Raw genomic sequence first — 14,289 nt, 5'->3', positions numbered from 1 at the left:
CCTGCCGGCAGCACCCCCGCCCCTGCCGTCGCCCCTGCCACCACCGGTGACGCAGGCGGAGACCGGCCGGCGCTGCGGATCACCTGCCTGCGGGACCGCCAGCGGGCCGGCGAACGGCTCCAAGCGATCGCCGGCCGCACCGAGGGCGGCCGGATGCGCGAGGAGGAGGCGCGGGTTGCCGCGATCCTGGCCGAGGTGCGGGAGCGTGGCGATGCGGCCCTGCTCGACTTCAGCGAGCGCTTCGACGGCCTGCGGCCCGATCCCCTGCGGGTGCCCCCCGAGCGGCTGGCCCAGGCCTGGCACGACTGTCCCGAACCCCTGCGCCGGGCCCTCGATCTGGCCCACGACCGGATCCTGGAGTTCCACCACCGCCAGATGCCGGCGGATCTGGCGGTGGTGGGCCCCCACGGCGAGCGGCTGGGGCGCCGCTGGCGCCCGGTGCAGCGGGCGGGGATCTACGTCCCCGGCGGCCGGGCCTCCTACCCCAGCACGGTGCTGATGAATGCGATTCCCGCCCGGGTGGCGGGTGTGGAACGGCTGGTGATGGTCACCCCACCCGGCCCCGGTGGCGAGCCCAATGCCACCGTGCTGGCCGCCGCCCACCGGGCCGGAGTGCAGGAGGTGATTCGGGTGGGCGGCGCCCAGGCGATCGGGGCCCTGGCCTACGGCACCGAAACGGTCCCCGCCGTCGATGTGATCAGCGGCCCCGGCAACCTCTACGTGACCCTGGCCAAGAAGGCCGTCTATGGAACGGTGGGCATCGATTCCCTGGCCGGCCCCAGCGAGGTGCTGGTGATCGCCGACCACACGGCCATACCCGCCCAGGTGGCTGCCGACCTGATGGCCCAGGCGGAGCACGATCCCCTGGCGGCGGCGATCCTGATCACCACCAGCGAGGCGCTGGCCGCCGCCGTACCGGCCGCCATCGAAGCCCAGCTGGAGCGGCACCCACGGGCCGCCATCACCCTGCAGGCCCTCAACGACTGGGGCCTGATCGTGGTCTGCGACGATCTCGCCGAGGCGGCGGCCCTCAGCGACCGGTTCGCCCCGGAGCACCTTGAGCTGCTGGTGGAGGATCCCGAGTCCCTGGCGGGTCGGATCATCCACGCCGGCGCCATCTTCCTGGGCCAATGGTCGCCCGAGGCGGTGGGCGACTACCTGGCGGGCCCGAACCACACCCTGCCCACCTCGGGAACGGCCCGCTTCGCCGGCGCCCTCAGCGTCGAGACCTTCCTGCGCCACACCAGCCTGATCCACTTCAACCGGGCGGCCCTTGAGGCCACCGGCGCGGCCGTGGTCACCCTGGCTGAAAGCGAGGGGCTGCACAGCCACGCGGAATCGGTGCGCCAGCGGCTCGGGATCCAGGAGAGCTGAGCGAACCTGGGCTCATCCGCCTGCGGAGGGCGGGAGGTTCCAGTCGGGCAGGTCCTCCGCCGGCATCGGCCGGGCGATGGCGAATCCCTGGGCCAGTTCACAGCCCATCGCCCGCAACGCCTGCAGGTGCTCAGGCGTCTCCACGCCTTCGGCCACGCAGGTGCGGCCGAAGGCGTGGGCCAGATCCACCACGGCCTTGACGATGGCCCGATCGGCTGGATCCACCAACATCCTGGCCACGAACGAGCGGTCGATCTTGATCGTGGAGATCGGCAGCCTGCGCAGGTAGGTGAGCGAGGAATAGCCCGTGCCGAAGTCGTCGAGGGCGAAGCTCACACCCAACTCGCGGCAGCGTGCGATGTTCTGGGCCACCTGTTCCAGATCCTCCAGGGCGGCTGTTTCCAGCACCTCCAGCCTCAACGCCGAAGCGGGCAGATCGGGATGGAGGGCCAGGGCCGCACGGATCCGCTCCGCGAAACCTGGATCACGCAGCTCCCAGGCCGACATGTTCACGCTCACCGCCACACACGGCCCTGCCCGCATCCAGGCCGAGCAGTGGCGCAGGGCCTGCTCGAGCACCCAGTCACCGAGGAGGCTGATCTCCGGTTGATCCTCGATCCAGCCCAGCCAGGCCTCCGGCAACAGCAGCCCCTGCTGGGGGTGCTGCCAGCGCACCAGGGCTTCGGCAAAGCGCAGCTGGCCGGTGGCCAGGTCGATCACCGGCTGCACGAACAGGCGAAGCTGCTCCTCTTCAATGGCCTGTCGCACCCTCACCAGACGGGAGCGCTGCAGCGACTGGCGCCGTTCCAGCTCCACGTCGAAGTGGTGCATCCGCCCCGGGCCGGCTCGCTTGGCGGCATACATGGCCTGGTCGGCCTGGCGCAGCAGGGTATCCGGATCGGCAGCGTCGGGAGGCACCATCCGGAAGCCGATGCTGGTGCTCAAGGCCACGCTATGCGTCTCGCCCAGGAGGGTGGGCTGGGCCACGGCGCTGAGCAGCCGTTCACCCAGCGATTCCAGCTCGGCCAGGCTGCTGAGACCGGGAAGAATCACCACGAATTCGTCCCCACCCAGCCGGCCCACCGTGTCACCCGGTCGCAGGCAACGGCAGAGGCGCTCGCCGACGGCCACCAGCAGCTCGTCGCCCACGGCATGGCCGTGGCTGTCGTTGATGGGCTTGAAGTTGTCGAGGTCGAGGTAGCCCACCGCCAGCTGGGTGCCGTTGCGCCTGGCACGCTCCAGCTCCTCGCCCAGACGCTGACTCAGCAGGGAGCGATTGGGCAAGCGGGTGAGCGGATCCTCGTAGGCCAGCTGACGCAGTTGCTGGTCCATCAGCCGACGTTCGAATCCCTGGGCGAAGCCGCTCACCACGATCGAGAGCACGGCCACCTCCTGGTCGCTCCAGCGGCGGCAGCCGCGGATGTGGTCGAAGCCCGCGAACCCCTCCAGCTGGCCCCGCCGCACCAGGGGGAGGACCAGCAGGGACTGAATGCCCTGGGAGCTGAGATGGGCCCGCTCGGCATCGGCCCCGGCGGGGAGATCAAGCAGCGACTCGAGATTGATCGCCCGCCCGGAACGCATTTCCCCCATCAACCAGCCGATGGACTCCTCCGAGACGTGCTGGAGCTGGTGGATCTGCGGTTCCACCCCCGGGGCGCACCACTCGTGGGTGTTGCTGGCGAAACCCGGATGGCGCGTCAGGGAGAACACATAGGCCCGATCCACATCGAAGAGGCCGCCGATTGACGCCAGGGTGCGATCAATGGTGGCGTCGAGTTCACTCGTGGGCTCGACGATGAACGCCTCAGCCGTCTCCGCCAGCAGCTGGAGCAGCAGCTTGCTGAGGTCGCCGTGGGGCACGGTTCGCCTGGCCCACAGAGGATGGCTCCATTCTGGAGGCCAGCCGCCAGGTGTCCCGGCGGAGGAGCGGCTCAGCGCCTCGCGAGGTCGCGCACCCCGGCCTCATCGCCCACGACCTCACCCACCAGCACCTGATCGGCGAGGTTCACGAACAGGCCGTTCTCCAGCACCCCGGGGATGTTGTTGATCGTCGCCTCCAGGGCGGCGGGATCGCCGATGCCGCCGTCGAAGGCCACATCCAGCACCAGATTGCCCTGGTCGGTGACGACCGGACCGGCCTTGCGCACGGCCATCCTCAGCTCGACGCGGCTGCCCATGGCGGTGAGTTCATCCCGCACCTGGCGCCAGGCGCCGGGCAGCACCTCCACCGGCAGCAGGAAGCCCAGGTTGAGGCGCTCCACCAGCTTGGTGGCATCCACCACCACCACGAAACGGTCGGCGCGGCGGGCCACCAGCTTCTCCTGCACGTGGCAGGCCCCGCCCCCCTTGATCAGCTGGAAGGAGGGATCCACCTCATCGGCGCCGTCGATGGCCAGATCGATGCGCTGCACGGCGTTCAGCGCCTGCAGGGGGATGCCCAGCTCGGCAGCCAGCACCTCCCCCTGGAAGGAGGTGGTGACCCCGACGATGCCGCTGAGTTCGCCCTGCTGCAGCTTGCGGCCAAGGGCCCGGATCATCAGGGCCGCCGTGGAGCCCGAGCCCAGCCCCACCACCATGCCGTCACGGATCTGATCCACCGCCGCCGTGGCCACGGCCTCCTTCATGCGGTCCTGGAGATCGGACATCGGGGCCTGCCGGACATGGCGCCGACCGTAGCAAGGGGGCTCAGCCCGCCTGGGGCAGGGCCGCCGGCCGGATCGAGAGCTGCAGCTCCCGCTGGCCCCGTACCACCTTCAGGGGCAGGGGCTGGCCCACTTCGGCCCGCTCCACCTGCTGGAGGAGCGCCGAGGGGGTGTTCACCGGCTGGTCGGCGATGGCCACCACCAGGTCGCCGCGGTGCAGCCCGGCCGCTTCGGCCGGACTCTCCGGCAGCACGCGCTGCACCAGGGCGCCGTCCCGCTCGGGGAGCTGCAGCAGGGCATCGGGGTCCCGATTGTTGTCTCGGGCCATGCGGGCCGTGAGCGGCACCAGCTGGAGGCCCAGGTACGGGTGAACCACCGTGCCGCCGTCGCCGAGCTGCTCCGCCACCTTCCTGGCCAGGTTGATGGGGATGGCGAAGCCCAGCCCGGCGCCGGGCCCGGAGCGCACCAAGGTGTTGATGCCGATCACCTCGCCGGCGGCGTTGATCAGGGGGCCACCGGAGTTGCCTGGATTGATGGCCGCGTCCGTCTGGATCAGGTCGAGGCGCTTGTCGGCGAAGCCCAGGCTGTTGATGTCCCGATGCAGGCTGCTGACGATCCCCAGGGTGACCGTGCGCTCGAGGCCATAGGGGCTGCCCAGGGCGATGGCCCAGTCACCCACCTCCAGGGCTTCGGAATCCCCCAGGGGAGCGGCGCTCAGGGGTGACTTGCCGCTGATGCGCACCACCGCCAGATCGGTCACCGGATCCGTGCCCACCACGGTCCCGTCCAGCTGGTGACCATCGGCCAGGGTGACGGTGACCCGGTCCACGCTGTCGACCACGTGGGCGTTGGTGAGCACCAGGGAGCGGCGGCTGTCGATCACCACCCCGGATCCCTGGCCTCGCTCCCGCGTGCTGCCGGAGGGATCGCCGAACAGATCCCGCAGGAAGGGATCCAGCAGGGCCGGATCGAACGGGGGCCGGGCCACGTTGCGCTCCGTGTCGATCCGCACCACCGCCGGCCCCACCCGCCGGGCGGCGTCGGCCACGAAGCTGTGGGGGGTCAGGACCGGGGGGGCCTCCTCGAGGGCCGCCGCCGGCAGGGGAAAGGCGGCGAACGCCAGCAGCAGGGCCAGCACCATCAGGCCCCGCAGCCGCCGGATCAGGGAAGACAGGGGGAAGGGGCGTTGCATCAGGGGAGGCTAGGACCGTCGACGGGTGCCCAGCGCAGCAACCGCTGCCGCAGCACGCCGTCCTCCCCCAGCGCCAGCCAGCGCCCGCCGGGGTCGGACGACCGGCCCAGGGGACAGGGCTGCACCGGCCCGAAGCTGCGCAGGGTGGAGGGACAACCCAGCAGGGGCACGGCCGGCCTCCCCGGGAACCCCGCCTGCCAGTGCTGGTGGATGTGGCCGAAGACCAGCCCCCGCAGGGCGGCCAGCGGCCGCAGCAGATCGAGCAGGGCGTCGCCGTCCCGCAAGCGGATGGCATCCATGACGGCATCGCCGATCGGCAGCGGCGGATGGTGCACCGCCACCACCAGGGGCAGATCCCCGGCGGCCGATCCGGCGGCCAGCCGGCGCCGCGCCCAGTCCAGCTGGGTCCGCCCCAGTTCACCGGCGGTGTCGCCGCTGCGGTGGCTGTCGAGCAGCAGCAGCTGGCCGCTGCCGCAGCGGATCAGGGCCGGGGCGATCACGGCGCGGCGCCCCAGGGAGGCCCGGAGCAGGGCCGGGTGGTCATGGTTGCCCGCCAGCAGGGCCACCGGCAGCGGGATCTCCTGCAGCAGGTCCCCGAGGCGGACGTAACCACCCCAGCTCTCGTCATCGCAGAGATCGCCGCTGATCAGCACCAGATCGGGAGCCTGCCCGGCGCTGCGGAGCTGGCCGAGGGCCTCGTGGAGCCCGTGGCGGAGCAGGGCCAGCGCCGGCCGGCCATGGCAACGACCGGCCGGATCGGCGAGCAGATGGGGATCGCTGAGTTGAAGAATTCGCATCGGAGACGGCTCCGGCCGGCCCGGGGCGGGACCGCTCGACCTGAAACGGCTTAACTTTGCCCCCAGTCCTCCCCGAGGCCATGGCCCCGATCCCCCCCGGCACGCGGCAGCGCTGCACCCTCTGCAAGGTGGAGATCCAGGGGATGGCCGGAGGCAACGACCTGGTCCACTTCAGCCAGGGGGCTCCGGGCAGCCGCGCCAAGCTCTGGGCCCGGGTGTGTCAGTACCTGCGCACGCCGGAGCAGTGCGGCCAGTGCCTCAACCAGGACCTCAGCCTGCGGGGCGAGGTCACCGCCAACGACTACTACGCGGAGGCCCCGATCCTTGAGATGCCCAGGCCGCCGGAGGCCAATCCTCTAGGGTGACGGTGTGCCCGCCGGGCCTCACCCTTGTTCCGCTTGGCCTTTCCCCTGACGGGTGGAAGCCTGGCGGTTGGGGGCAGTGAACACTGCAGCGCGCGGCGGACCATCCCGCCAGCGGGAGACCTCTCCCCACGCCGCCCGTCCTTGCCCCATCCCCTCACTGACGACCTGGAGACGCTGGCGCGGCCGGTGGTTGCCGCGGCGCACCTTGAGGTGCAGTCCGTCGAGGTGCTGGCCCACCGCATCCCCCTGACGGTCGTGGTGCGGGTGCAGAGGGCCGATGGCACCGATGTCAACCTCGATGAGTGCGCCGCCGTGAGCGGCCCCCTCGCCGAGGCCATCGAGGCCGCCGGCCTGCTGACCATGGCCTATGTCCTGGAGGTGAGCAGCCCCGGCATCGGGGAGGATCTCCACTCCGACCGGGATTTCGTCAGCTTCCGGGGCTTTCCGGTGGAGGTGCTCCGTCGGGACGCGGACGGGGCGGAGGTGCGGCGAACGGGCCTCCTGCTCGGCCGTGATGCCGCGGTGGTCCAGCTCAACGAGCGCGGCCGCATCCTGCGCATCCCCCGCGACGACGTGCTGCGGGTTCGGCTCACCCAGGCACCTCCCGATTCCTGAACCGCTCCGGTTCACCCCCGTTCCCTTCCTGCCCCCACGCCCCCGAGTCCATGGCCCTGGTTCTGCTCCCCGGTCTCAACAACCTGATCGAGGACATCAGCGACGAGAAGAAGCTGGCTCCCCAGGTGGTGGAGGCGGCCCTGCGGGAGGCCCTGCTGAAGGGCTACGAGCGCTACCGCCGCACCCTTTACCTCGGCATCAGCGAGGACCCCTTCGAAGAGGACTACTTCAGCAACTTCGACGTCGCCCTCGATCTGGAGGAGGAGGGCTACCGGGTGCTGGCCAGCAAGATCATCGTCGAGGAGGTGGAGAGCGACGACCACCAGATCGCCATCGAAGAGGTGCGCCAGGTGGCGGAGGACGCCCAGATCGGCGACACGGTGGTGCTGGATGTGACACCGGAGAAGGATGACTTCGGCCGCATGGCCGCCGCCACCACCAAGCAGGTGCTGGCCCAGAAACTGCGGGACCAGCAGCGCCGCATGATCCAGGAGGAATTCGCCGACCTGGAGGATCCGGTGCTCACTGCCCGGGTGATCCGGTTCGAGCGCCAGAGCGTGATCATGGCCGTCAGCAGCGGACTGGGCCGGCCGGAGGTGGAGGCGGAGCTGCCCCGCCGCGACCAGCTGCCCAACGACAACTACCGCGCCAACGCCACCTTCAAGGTGTTCCTCAAGGAGGTCAGCGAGGTGCCCCGCCGCGGCCCCCAGCTGTTCGTCTCCCGGGCCAATGCGGGCCTGGTCGTCTACCTGTTCGAGAACGAGGTGCCTGAGATCCAGGAGGGTTCGGTGCGGATCGTCGCCGTGGCCCGCGAGGCCAATCCCCCCTCCCGCGCCGTCGGCCCCCGCACCAAGGTGGCCGTCGACAGTGTGGAGCGGGAAGTGGATCCGGTGGGGGCCTGCATCGGTGCCCGCGGCTCCCGCATCCAGCAGGTGGTGAACGAGCTGCGAGGCGAGAAGATCGACGTGATCCGCTGGTCTCCGGACCCGGCCCAGTACCTGGCCAACTCCCTCAGCCCGGCGCGGGTCGAGATGGTCCGCCTGGTGGATCCTGAAGGCCACCACGCCCATGTGCTGGTGCCCCACGATCAGCTGAGCCTGGCCATCGGCCGGGAGGGCCAGAACGTGCGCCTGGCGGCCCGCCTCACTGGTTGGAAGATCGACATCAAGGATGCCCAGGAGTACGACCAGGTCAGCGAGGACGAGAAGGTGGCGACCCTGATCGCCCAGCGCCAGGAGGAGGAGGCCCTTCAGGCCGAGGCCGAGGCCCGTCTGGAGGCCGAGCAGGCCACCCGCGCCGAGGAGGACGCCCGCCTGCGGGAGCTCTACCCCCTGCCGGAGGATGAGGAGCCCTACGGGGAGGGTGATGGCGAGGAGGCCGGCGAGGAGGTCGCCCCATCCGAAGCGGAGGCCGTCGATCAGGCTGAGCCGCCGCTCGATGCGGCCACCGAGGAGACCCCTGGCGAGGACGTCCGGTGACGTCCCCCTCAGGGCGGCCGGTGCTGCGGCGCTGCGTCTCCTGCCGCCGTCTGTGCGACCGCGCCCAGCTCTGGCGTGTGGTGCGTCAGGCCGACGGGACGGTGAGCCTGGATGGGGGCATGGGCCGATCGGCCTACCTGTGCCCGCAACCGAGCTGCCTGGAGGAAGCCCGCCGCCGTCGCCGTCTCCAGCGCGGCCTGCGGTGTGCCGTCAGCGAGGCCATCCTCGCCAGCCTCGAGGCACGTCTCGAGCGATCGGCCCCGCGACCTCTGAGGCAAGATGAACCATGGTCGCCACGTGCGCGCGGCCCCGGGGTCCTTTCGGCCCCACCGTACGGAGACCTTTCTGAATGACCAGCAGCGGCAAAGTGAGAATCTACGAGCTGTCGAAGGACCTGGGCCTGGACAACAAGGACGTGCTCGATGCCGCCGAGAAGCTCTCCATTGCGGCCAAGAGCCACAGCAGCTCCATCAGTGATGACGAGGCCTCCCGGATCCGTTCGCTGATCGGTGTGAACGTCGCCAGCCCGTCGCCGGCACAGCCTGAACCGGCAGCACCCACCGCCCCCGCCAAGGCGATCCTGGCGGTCAAGAAGGCCGCTCCGGCTCCGGTGAGCCCCCCCCGGCCCAGCGCTCCGCCAGTCGCTCCGGCCGCCGCCGCTTCACCGGCTCCCCCCGCCAGCCGGCCCCCCGCGCCCCGTCCCGTGGCGGCGGCTCCACCCCCTTCCCGTCCGGAACCGCCGGCGTCGAGGCCCAGGCCCGCTGGGGCCCCGGCCCCTTCCCCGGCGCGGCCGCGGCCCGTGGAGGCTGGCAAACCGGCCAGCCGGCCGCCCACGATCATGGCCAAGCCCGCCGGCACCGCAGCCCCGACCTCCGGTCCGCCGGCCACGCCGCCCGCCCCCGGGGCCGCACCAGCCCGGCCGGTCCCTGCCGCACCCGCGCGTCCGGCCTCCGTGGCCCCACCGGCCAAACCCCTGGCGGCACCGAAGCCCACCAGTCCGGCCCCGGTGAACCGCACCTCCCAACCCCCAGTGCGGGTCGGCTCGCCCCAGCGGCCCCCGGTCCCGGCTCCGGGGCGGCCCGCCCAGGCCGGCACCCCGACCCGGCCCCCCGCCACCCGGCCCCAGCTGGTCGGGCGGCCCCAGCCCGGCCAGGGCGGTCCCACCAGCAGCCGGCCCGCACCTCCCTCGGCTCGGCCCCAGCGTCCCGGTGCCCCCGCACCGATCCGTCCCGGCAGCGCCGGCGCCAGGGCCGGCTCGGCCCCGGGGCGTCCTGGCCCCACCCCACTTGAACTGGTCGGCAAGCCGATCCGCCGCGACTCGGCAGGTCCCGGCACCTCAGCGCCGGGCCGTCCGGCGGCCCCCGGCCGCCCGGGCATCCCCGCGGGCATGCGCAAGCCGATGGCCCCCGGCGAGCTGATGCAGCTCCAGAAGCCCACCGGTCGCCCCACCGCTCCGCCACCGCGGCGCCCCGACCGCACCGAGGGCGGCACCGAGGCCGGCACCGAAACCGAGGGTGTGACGCGCCCCACGGCCACCCCCCCGGCCGCGCCCCGTCGCCCCGGCTTCCGGCCGCCCACCCCGGCAGGCGCCCGCGCCCCCGGCGCCCGGCGTCCCGACTGGGACGACAGCGCCAAGCTGGAGGCCCTGCGCAGCCGCACGCCCCAGAAGCAGCGCCAGAAGGTGCACATCATCGGCGAGAACGATGATGCGCTCACCGCCGAAACCGGTGGCTATGCCGGCGAGCAGGAAGCCCTGGTGCTCCAGGCCAGCCTGGCCCGGCCGGCCAAGCCCCGCACCGCCGGAGGCGCCCAGGCCAAGCCCACCGTGGCGGTGCGCAAGCGCAAGAAGGAGACCACCCGCCAGCGTCAGCGGCGCCGCGCCATGGAGCTGCGGGCCTCCCGCGAAGCCAAGGCCCTGCGCCCGGAGATGCTGATCGTGCCCGAGGGCAACCTCACGGTGCAGGAACTGGCCGACCGTCTCGGCGTGGAGAGCTCCGAGATCATCAAATCCCTGTTCTTCAAGGGGATCATCGCCACCGTCACCCAGACCCTCGACCTGCACACGATCGAGACGGTGTCCGAGGAGTTCGGTGTGCCCGTGCTCCAGGACGACATCGAGGCCGCGGCCAAGAAGACCGTGGAGATGATCGAGGAGAGCGACATGGCGCACCTGATCCGGCGCCCGCCCGTCGTGACCGTCATGGGCCACGTCGACCACGGCAAGACGAGCCTGCTCGACGCCATCCGCAAGACCCGCGTGGCGGCCGGCGAAGCCGGCGGCATCACCCAGCACATCGGTGCTTATCAGGTGGACGTGCCCCACGGCGACGAGCACCGCAAGATCACCTTCCTCGACACCCCGGGCCACGAGGCGTTCACCGCCATGCGGGCCCGCGGCACCAAGGTCACCGACGTGGCCGTGCTGGTGGTGGCCGCCGATGACGGCGTCCGTCCCCAGACCCTGGAAGCGATCAGCCACGCCCGCGCCGCCGAGGTGCCGATCGTGGTGGCGATCAACAAGATCGACAAGGAAGGGGCCCAGCCCGACCGGGTCAAGCAGGAGCTCTCCGGCCTCGATCTGGTGGCCGAGGACTGGGGGGGCAACACCGTCATGGTTCCGGTCAGCGCCATCAAGGGCGAGAACATCGACAAGCTGCTGGAGATGATCCTGCTGGTCACCGAAGTGGAGGACCTGCAGGCCAACCCCGACCGCATGGCCCGGGGCACGGTGATCGAGGCCCACCTCGACAAGGCCAAGGGTCCGGTGGCCACCCTGCTGATCCAGAACGGCACCCTCAAGGCCGGCGACGTGCTGGCGGCCGGTCCGATCCTCGGCAAGGTGCGGGCCATGGTCGACGACACCGGCAAGCGGGTGAAGCAGGCCGGCCCGTCGAGCGCTGTCGAGGCCCTCGGCTTCAGTGAGGTGCCCACCGCCGGCGACGAGTTCGAGGTCTACACCGATGAGAAGAGCGCCCGGGCGGTCGTCGGCGACCGGGCCACCGAGGCCCGGGCCACCCGCCTGGCCCAGCAGATGGCCTCCAGGAGGGTGTCCCTGGCTTCGATGTCGGGCCAGGCCAGCGAAGGCGAGCTCAAGGAGCTCAACCTGATCCTCAAGGCCGACGTGCAGGGCAGCGTCGAGGCGATCCTCGGATCCCTCGAACAGCTGCCCCAGGAGGAGGTTCAGGTGCGGGTGCTGCTGTCGGCACCGGGCGAGATCACCGAAACGGACGTCGATCTGGCGGCCGCGTCGGGCGCCGTGATCGTGGGCTTCAACACCTCGATGGCCTCCGGCGCCAAGCGCGCCGCCGATGCCACCGGGGTGGATGTGCGCGATTACGACGTCATCTACAAGCTCCTGGAGGACATCCAGATGGCCATGGAGGGCCTGCTGGAGCCCGAGCTGGTGGAGGAGAACCTGGGCGAGGCGGAAGTGCGGGCCGTGTTCACGATCGGCAAGAGCGCCGTGGCCGGCTGCTATGTCACCAGCGGCAAGCTGCAGCGCAACTGCCGCATCCGCGTGCACCGCGGCAAGGAGCTCGTCTACGAAGGCGACCTCGACTCGCTACGGCGCAACAAGGACGACGTCAAGGAGGTGGCCACCGGCTTCGAGTGCGGCATCGGCTGCGACCGGTTCACCGGCTGGCAGGAGAAGGATCGGGTCGAGGCCTTCAAGCTGGTCACCCAGCGCCGCACCCTCAGCACCTGATCCCGTGACACCCCGCAGCGAGCCCCTGCTCTGGCTCCAGCTGATCGCCCTCGGGGTGTTGCCGCTTGAGGCCCTGCTGCTGCTCCTGGTGCTGGCGGACAGCGCCCCTGGCCCCCTTCCAGGGCTGGAGCGGCTGCTCTGCTGGGCCATCGGTGCCCTGGCCCCTTCCCTGCTGCTGGGGCGTCGTCCCGCCGACGTCTGGTCGCTGCTGCTGCTGCAGACGCCGCTGCGGGGCCGTCGGGAGCCGCAGCGGCGGCTCAGCCGGCTCCAGGCGGCCCCCGGGCTGGCCCTCGCCACGGCTGGCGGCGCCGCCCTCGCCCTGCCCCTGCTGTGGTGGATCGATGGCCATGCTGCCGTGGCCGCGCCGATCACCCCCTTCGCCTCCTGCCCGCGCCTGGTGGCCCTGCTGCTGGCGGCCCTGCTGCTGGTGGTGATGCTGTGGCAGTGGCAGCAGCTGATCCAGTCCCTGTGGCTGCTGAGCCGCAGCCCCGAGGTCGTGGCCGCAACCTCCCCACTGACCCTGGAGGAACTCGAACAGCAGCGCCTCTGCCTGGGCCTGCCCCTGCTGCTGCCCGAGCCCCTGAAGCTGACCGTGGCGGAGGTGCCTCCCCAACCGATGCCGTCATCGCCAGCCCAGGCGCCAGGCAGTGAACCCTCAGCCGTCGAGGCGGTTGCGGTCGAACCAGAGCAGACCTCCGAAGAGAGCCACGGCGCCGATCTGGATCAGGAGATCCCCTGAGGCCACCTCCGAGCCGGCGGAAGCCCGCAGAGCCATGGTGGCCAGGCCCAGCCCGGCCGACGCCACCAGGGCGAACCACAGGGCCCGCCGGAGCCCCCGCCAGGGGGTTCTCGCTTCGCTAAGCAGGCGCTGGCGGAGGGCCGGATCCAGGGATCTGTTCGGGTCGGATCCCATGGAATGGTGCCCAGCGGATGGTGTTCCGACGAATGCTAATTTCTTGGCCGATGCCGGTGTAGCTCAGGGGTAGAGCAACTGATTCGTAATCAGTAGGTCGTCGGTTCAAATCCGATCACCGGCTTCTTCGCTAACCCCCGCTCCCGTTGCCGGCCGGCCCTCCCCAGTCTTCCGTGCTCCTGGCTTCCTGTGGCTGCTGCAGCGCTGCCTTGAACGGCTATGGATGATCTGGGGGCCCGCCATGAACACCTGCTGGAGAGCCACCATGGGGCTCTCTGCCAGGCCGCCGAACGTCTGCTGGAGGAAACGGGATGGTCGCTGGCGACACCGGCCCTGCTGCTGCGGACCGCAGGCCCGCTCCTCAGCCAGGTGGTGGCCGTGGGGGACCTCGGCCGCTGGATCCAACATCTCGGGCCGGACCTGGATGCCTTCGTGCGGCTGCGGCGCCAGGGGGTCGACGTGGGCGAGGCCTATGCCCGATGCCGCGCCGTCGAGGGGGAGACCTTCCTGGGTGCCTGGGAGGCCCTGGGGGGAACGCGGCCCCTGGTCAGCCATGACGACCTCAACCAGTTCGCCGTGCTGTCACAGCAGGGCTTTTCCCGATCACCCCGAAACCTTCTGGTGGTGGTGAACTGGGGCGACCGGGTGACGGCCTTCCTTGTGGCCTGCGATCGCCAGAGGAAACGGCGACCAACCGCACGGCCGGGCTGAAGGTTCAGTCGTCGTCTTCGGTGGAGCCGGCGGGAATCAGGCGAATCTGCTTACGGCCCAGCTTGATCTCGAATTCATCACCGGGCTGGAGATCCAGCATGGCGGTGTAGGCCTTGCCGACCAGAAGATTGCCATTGCCCTGGACAGTGGCGACGTAGCTGAGTTTGCGGCCGCCTTTGGAGGCCCCCTTGCCACCGCCTTCGCCCAGGCTGACGCCCTTGGCTTCCAGCAGAGCCTCGTAAAAGGCAGTGAAATTCAGACGCTCCGCCCCGTCCTTCTTGGTGCTGACGTAGCCGCAACCACGCACCAGATCGGATTTCGAGACATCGCCCAGTTCCTTGACCTTGGCCAGGAGATCAGATCCGGTAAGCATCGGAAGCAGGAAAGACCTTTCGACTCACACTATAAAGGTTTCTTCGCTTGTCGTCATTGGACGATCTGCCGATGACGACCTGCCGAATGTTGCGACGAACCAACGCGAACCTTCAGGGCTTCT

Annotated in this window: 13 protein-coding genes, 1 tRNA gene and 1 pseudogene; 9 read left to right on the top strand and 6 right to left on the bottom strand. The window is 70.8% G+C overall.

Annotation, left to right across the window (positions count from 1 at the left end):
* Window positions 1–72: 72 nt before the first annotated feature.
* The gene (gene hisD / locus VB738_RS06335; protein WP_323305176.1) at window positions 73–1,374 is read left to right on the top strand and encodes a histidinol dehydrogenase; all 1,302 of its coding nucleotides are present in this window, start codon (window positions 73–75) and stop codon (window positions 1,372–1,374) included.
* A gap of 12 nt (window positions 1,375–1,386) precedes the next feature.
* Here the strand turns inward: hisD and VB738_RS06330 are convergent, their stop codons facing one another.
* The 4 genes from VB738_RS06330 to VB738_RS06315 all read right to left on the bottom strand — a co-directional run bounded on the left by VB738_RS06330 (window position 1,387) and on the right by VB738_RS06315 (window position 6,005).
* Window positions 1,387–3,234 carry a putative bifunctional diguanylate cyclase/phosphodiesterase gene (locus VB738_RS06330; protein WP_323304954.1) on the bottom strand — a complete coding sequence of 616 codons (1,848 nt, stop codon included), beginning with the start codon at window positions 3,232–3,234 and terminating at the stop codon, window positions 1,387–1,389.
* 71 nt (window positions 3,235–3,305) lie between these two features.
* On the bottom strand, window positions 3,306–4,019 hold the full coding sequence (gene rpiA / locus VB738_RS06325) for a ribose-5-phosphate isomerase RpiA (protein ID WP_323304953.1): 714 nt from the start codon (window positions 4,017–4,019) through the stop codon (window positions 3,306–3,308).
* Between the two features lie 40 nt (window positions 4,020–4,059).
* Window positions 4,060–5,208: a trypsin-like peptidase domain-containing protein gene (locus VB738_RS06320; protein WP_323304952.1), complete on the bottom strand. Its 1,149-nt coding sequence runs from the start codon at window positions 5,206–5,208 to the stop codon at window positions 4,060–4,062.
* Entirely contained in the window at window positions 5,208–6,005 is a 798-nt protein-coding gene (locus VB738_RS06315) for a metallophosphoesterase (RefSeq protein ID WP_323304951.1), read from the bottom strand. Before VB738_RS06315 ends, VB738_RS06320 begins: the two co-directional genes overlap by 1 nt.
* An 80-nt stretch (window positions 6,006–6,085) precedes the next feature.
* Between VB738_RS06315 and VB738_RS06310 the strand changes: the two genes are divergently transcribed.
* The 6 genes and pseudogenes from VB738_RS06310 (at window position 6,086) to VB738_RS06285 (ending at window position 12,908) form a co-directional block, all read left to right on the top strand.
* Window positions 6,086–6,370 carry a hypothetical protein gene (locus tag VB738_RS06310; RefSeq protein ID WP_323304950.1) on the top strand — a complete coding sequence of 95 codons (285 nt, stop codon included), beginning with the start codon at window positions 6,086–6,088 and terminating at the stop codon, window positions 6,368–6,370.
* 141 nt (window positions 6,371–6,511) lie between these two features.
* The gene (locus tag VB738_RS06305; RefSeq protein WP_323304949.1) at window positions 6,512–6,985 is read left to right on the top strand and encodes a ribosome assembly cofactor RimP; all 474 of its coding nucleotides are present in this window, start codon (window positions 6,512–6,514) and stop codon (window positions 6,983–6,985) included.
* A gap of 50 nt (window positions 6,986–7,035) precedes the next feature.
* Window positions 7,036–8,463 (top strand): transcription termination factor NusA, encoded by a 1,428-nt coding sequence (nusA, locus tag VB738_RS06300; protein ID WP_323304948.1) that lies wholly within the window; start codon window positions 7,036–7,038, stop codon window positions 8,461–8,463.
* Window positions 8,460–8,711 (top strand): annotated as a pseudogene (locus VB738_RS06295) (YlxR family protein); the annotation flags it as partial. The gene nusA and the pseudogene VB738_RS06295, both read left to right, overlap by 4 nt.
* A 101-nt stretch (window positions 8,712–8,812) precedes the next feature.
* On the top strand, window positions 8,813–12,169 hold the full coding sequence (gene infB, locus VB738_RS06290) for a translation initiation factor IF-2 (RefSeq protein WP_323304947.1): 3,357 nt from the start codon (window positions 8,813–8,815) through the stop codon (window positions 12,167–12,169).
* A 4-nt stretch (window positions 12,170–12,173) separates the two neighbouring features.
* Window positions 12,174–12,908, top strand: a complete 735-nt coding sequence (locus VB738_RS06285; protein ID WP_323304946.1) for a low-complexity tail membrane protein — start codon at window positions 12,174–12,176, stop codon at window positions 12,906–12,908.
* Here VB738_RS06285 and VB738_RS06280 read toward each other — a convergent pair.
* Window positions 12,825–13,082 carry a DUF3493 domain-containing protein gene (locus VB738_RS06280; protein WP_323304945.1) on the bottom strand — a complete coding sequence of 86 codons (258 nt, stop codon included), beginning with the start codon at window positions 13,080–13,082 and terminating at the stop codon, window positions 12,825–12,827. The genes VB738_RS06285 and VB738_RS06280 overlap by 84 nt on opposite strands.
* A 52-nt stretch (window positions 13,083–13,134) precedes the next feature.
* Between VB738_RS06280 and VB738_RS06275 the strand changes: the two genes are divergently transcribed.
* Both VB738_RS06275 and VB738_RS06270 read left to right on the top strand, forming a co-directional pair.
* A tRNA-Thr gene (locus tag VB738_RS06275) sits at window positions 13,135–13,206 on the top strand.
* 95 nt (window positions 13,207–13,301) lie between these two features.
* Window positions 13,302–13,793, top strand: a complete 492-nt coding sequence (locus tag VB738_RS06270; protein WP_323304944.1) for a hypothetical protein — start codon at window positions 13,302–13,304, stop codon at window positions 13,791–13,793.
* Between the two features lie 4 nt (window positions 13,794–13,797).
* Here the strand turns inward: VB738_RS06270 and VB738_RS06265 are convergent, their stop codons facing one another.
* Window positions 13,798–14,166, bottom strand: coding sequence for an AbrB family transcriptional regulator (locus VB738_RS06265; RefSeq protein WP_094587220.1), 369 nt, complete (start codon window positions 14,164–14,166; stop codon window positions 13,798–13,800).
* Window positions 14,167–14,289 lie beyond the last annotated feature (123 nt).

It is taken from the genome of Cyanobium gracile UHCC 0139, assembly GCF_034931325.1.
GTDB lineage: Bacteria > Cyanobacteriota > Cyanobacteriia > PCC-6307 > Cyanobiaceae > Cyanobium > Cyanobium gracile_B.
The sequence above is the reverse complement of the archived record's forward strand: the minus strand, read 5'-3'. Positions and strand labels throughout refer to the sequence as shown.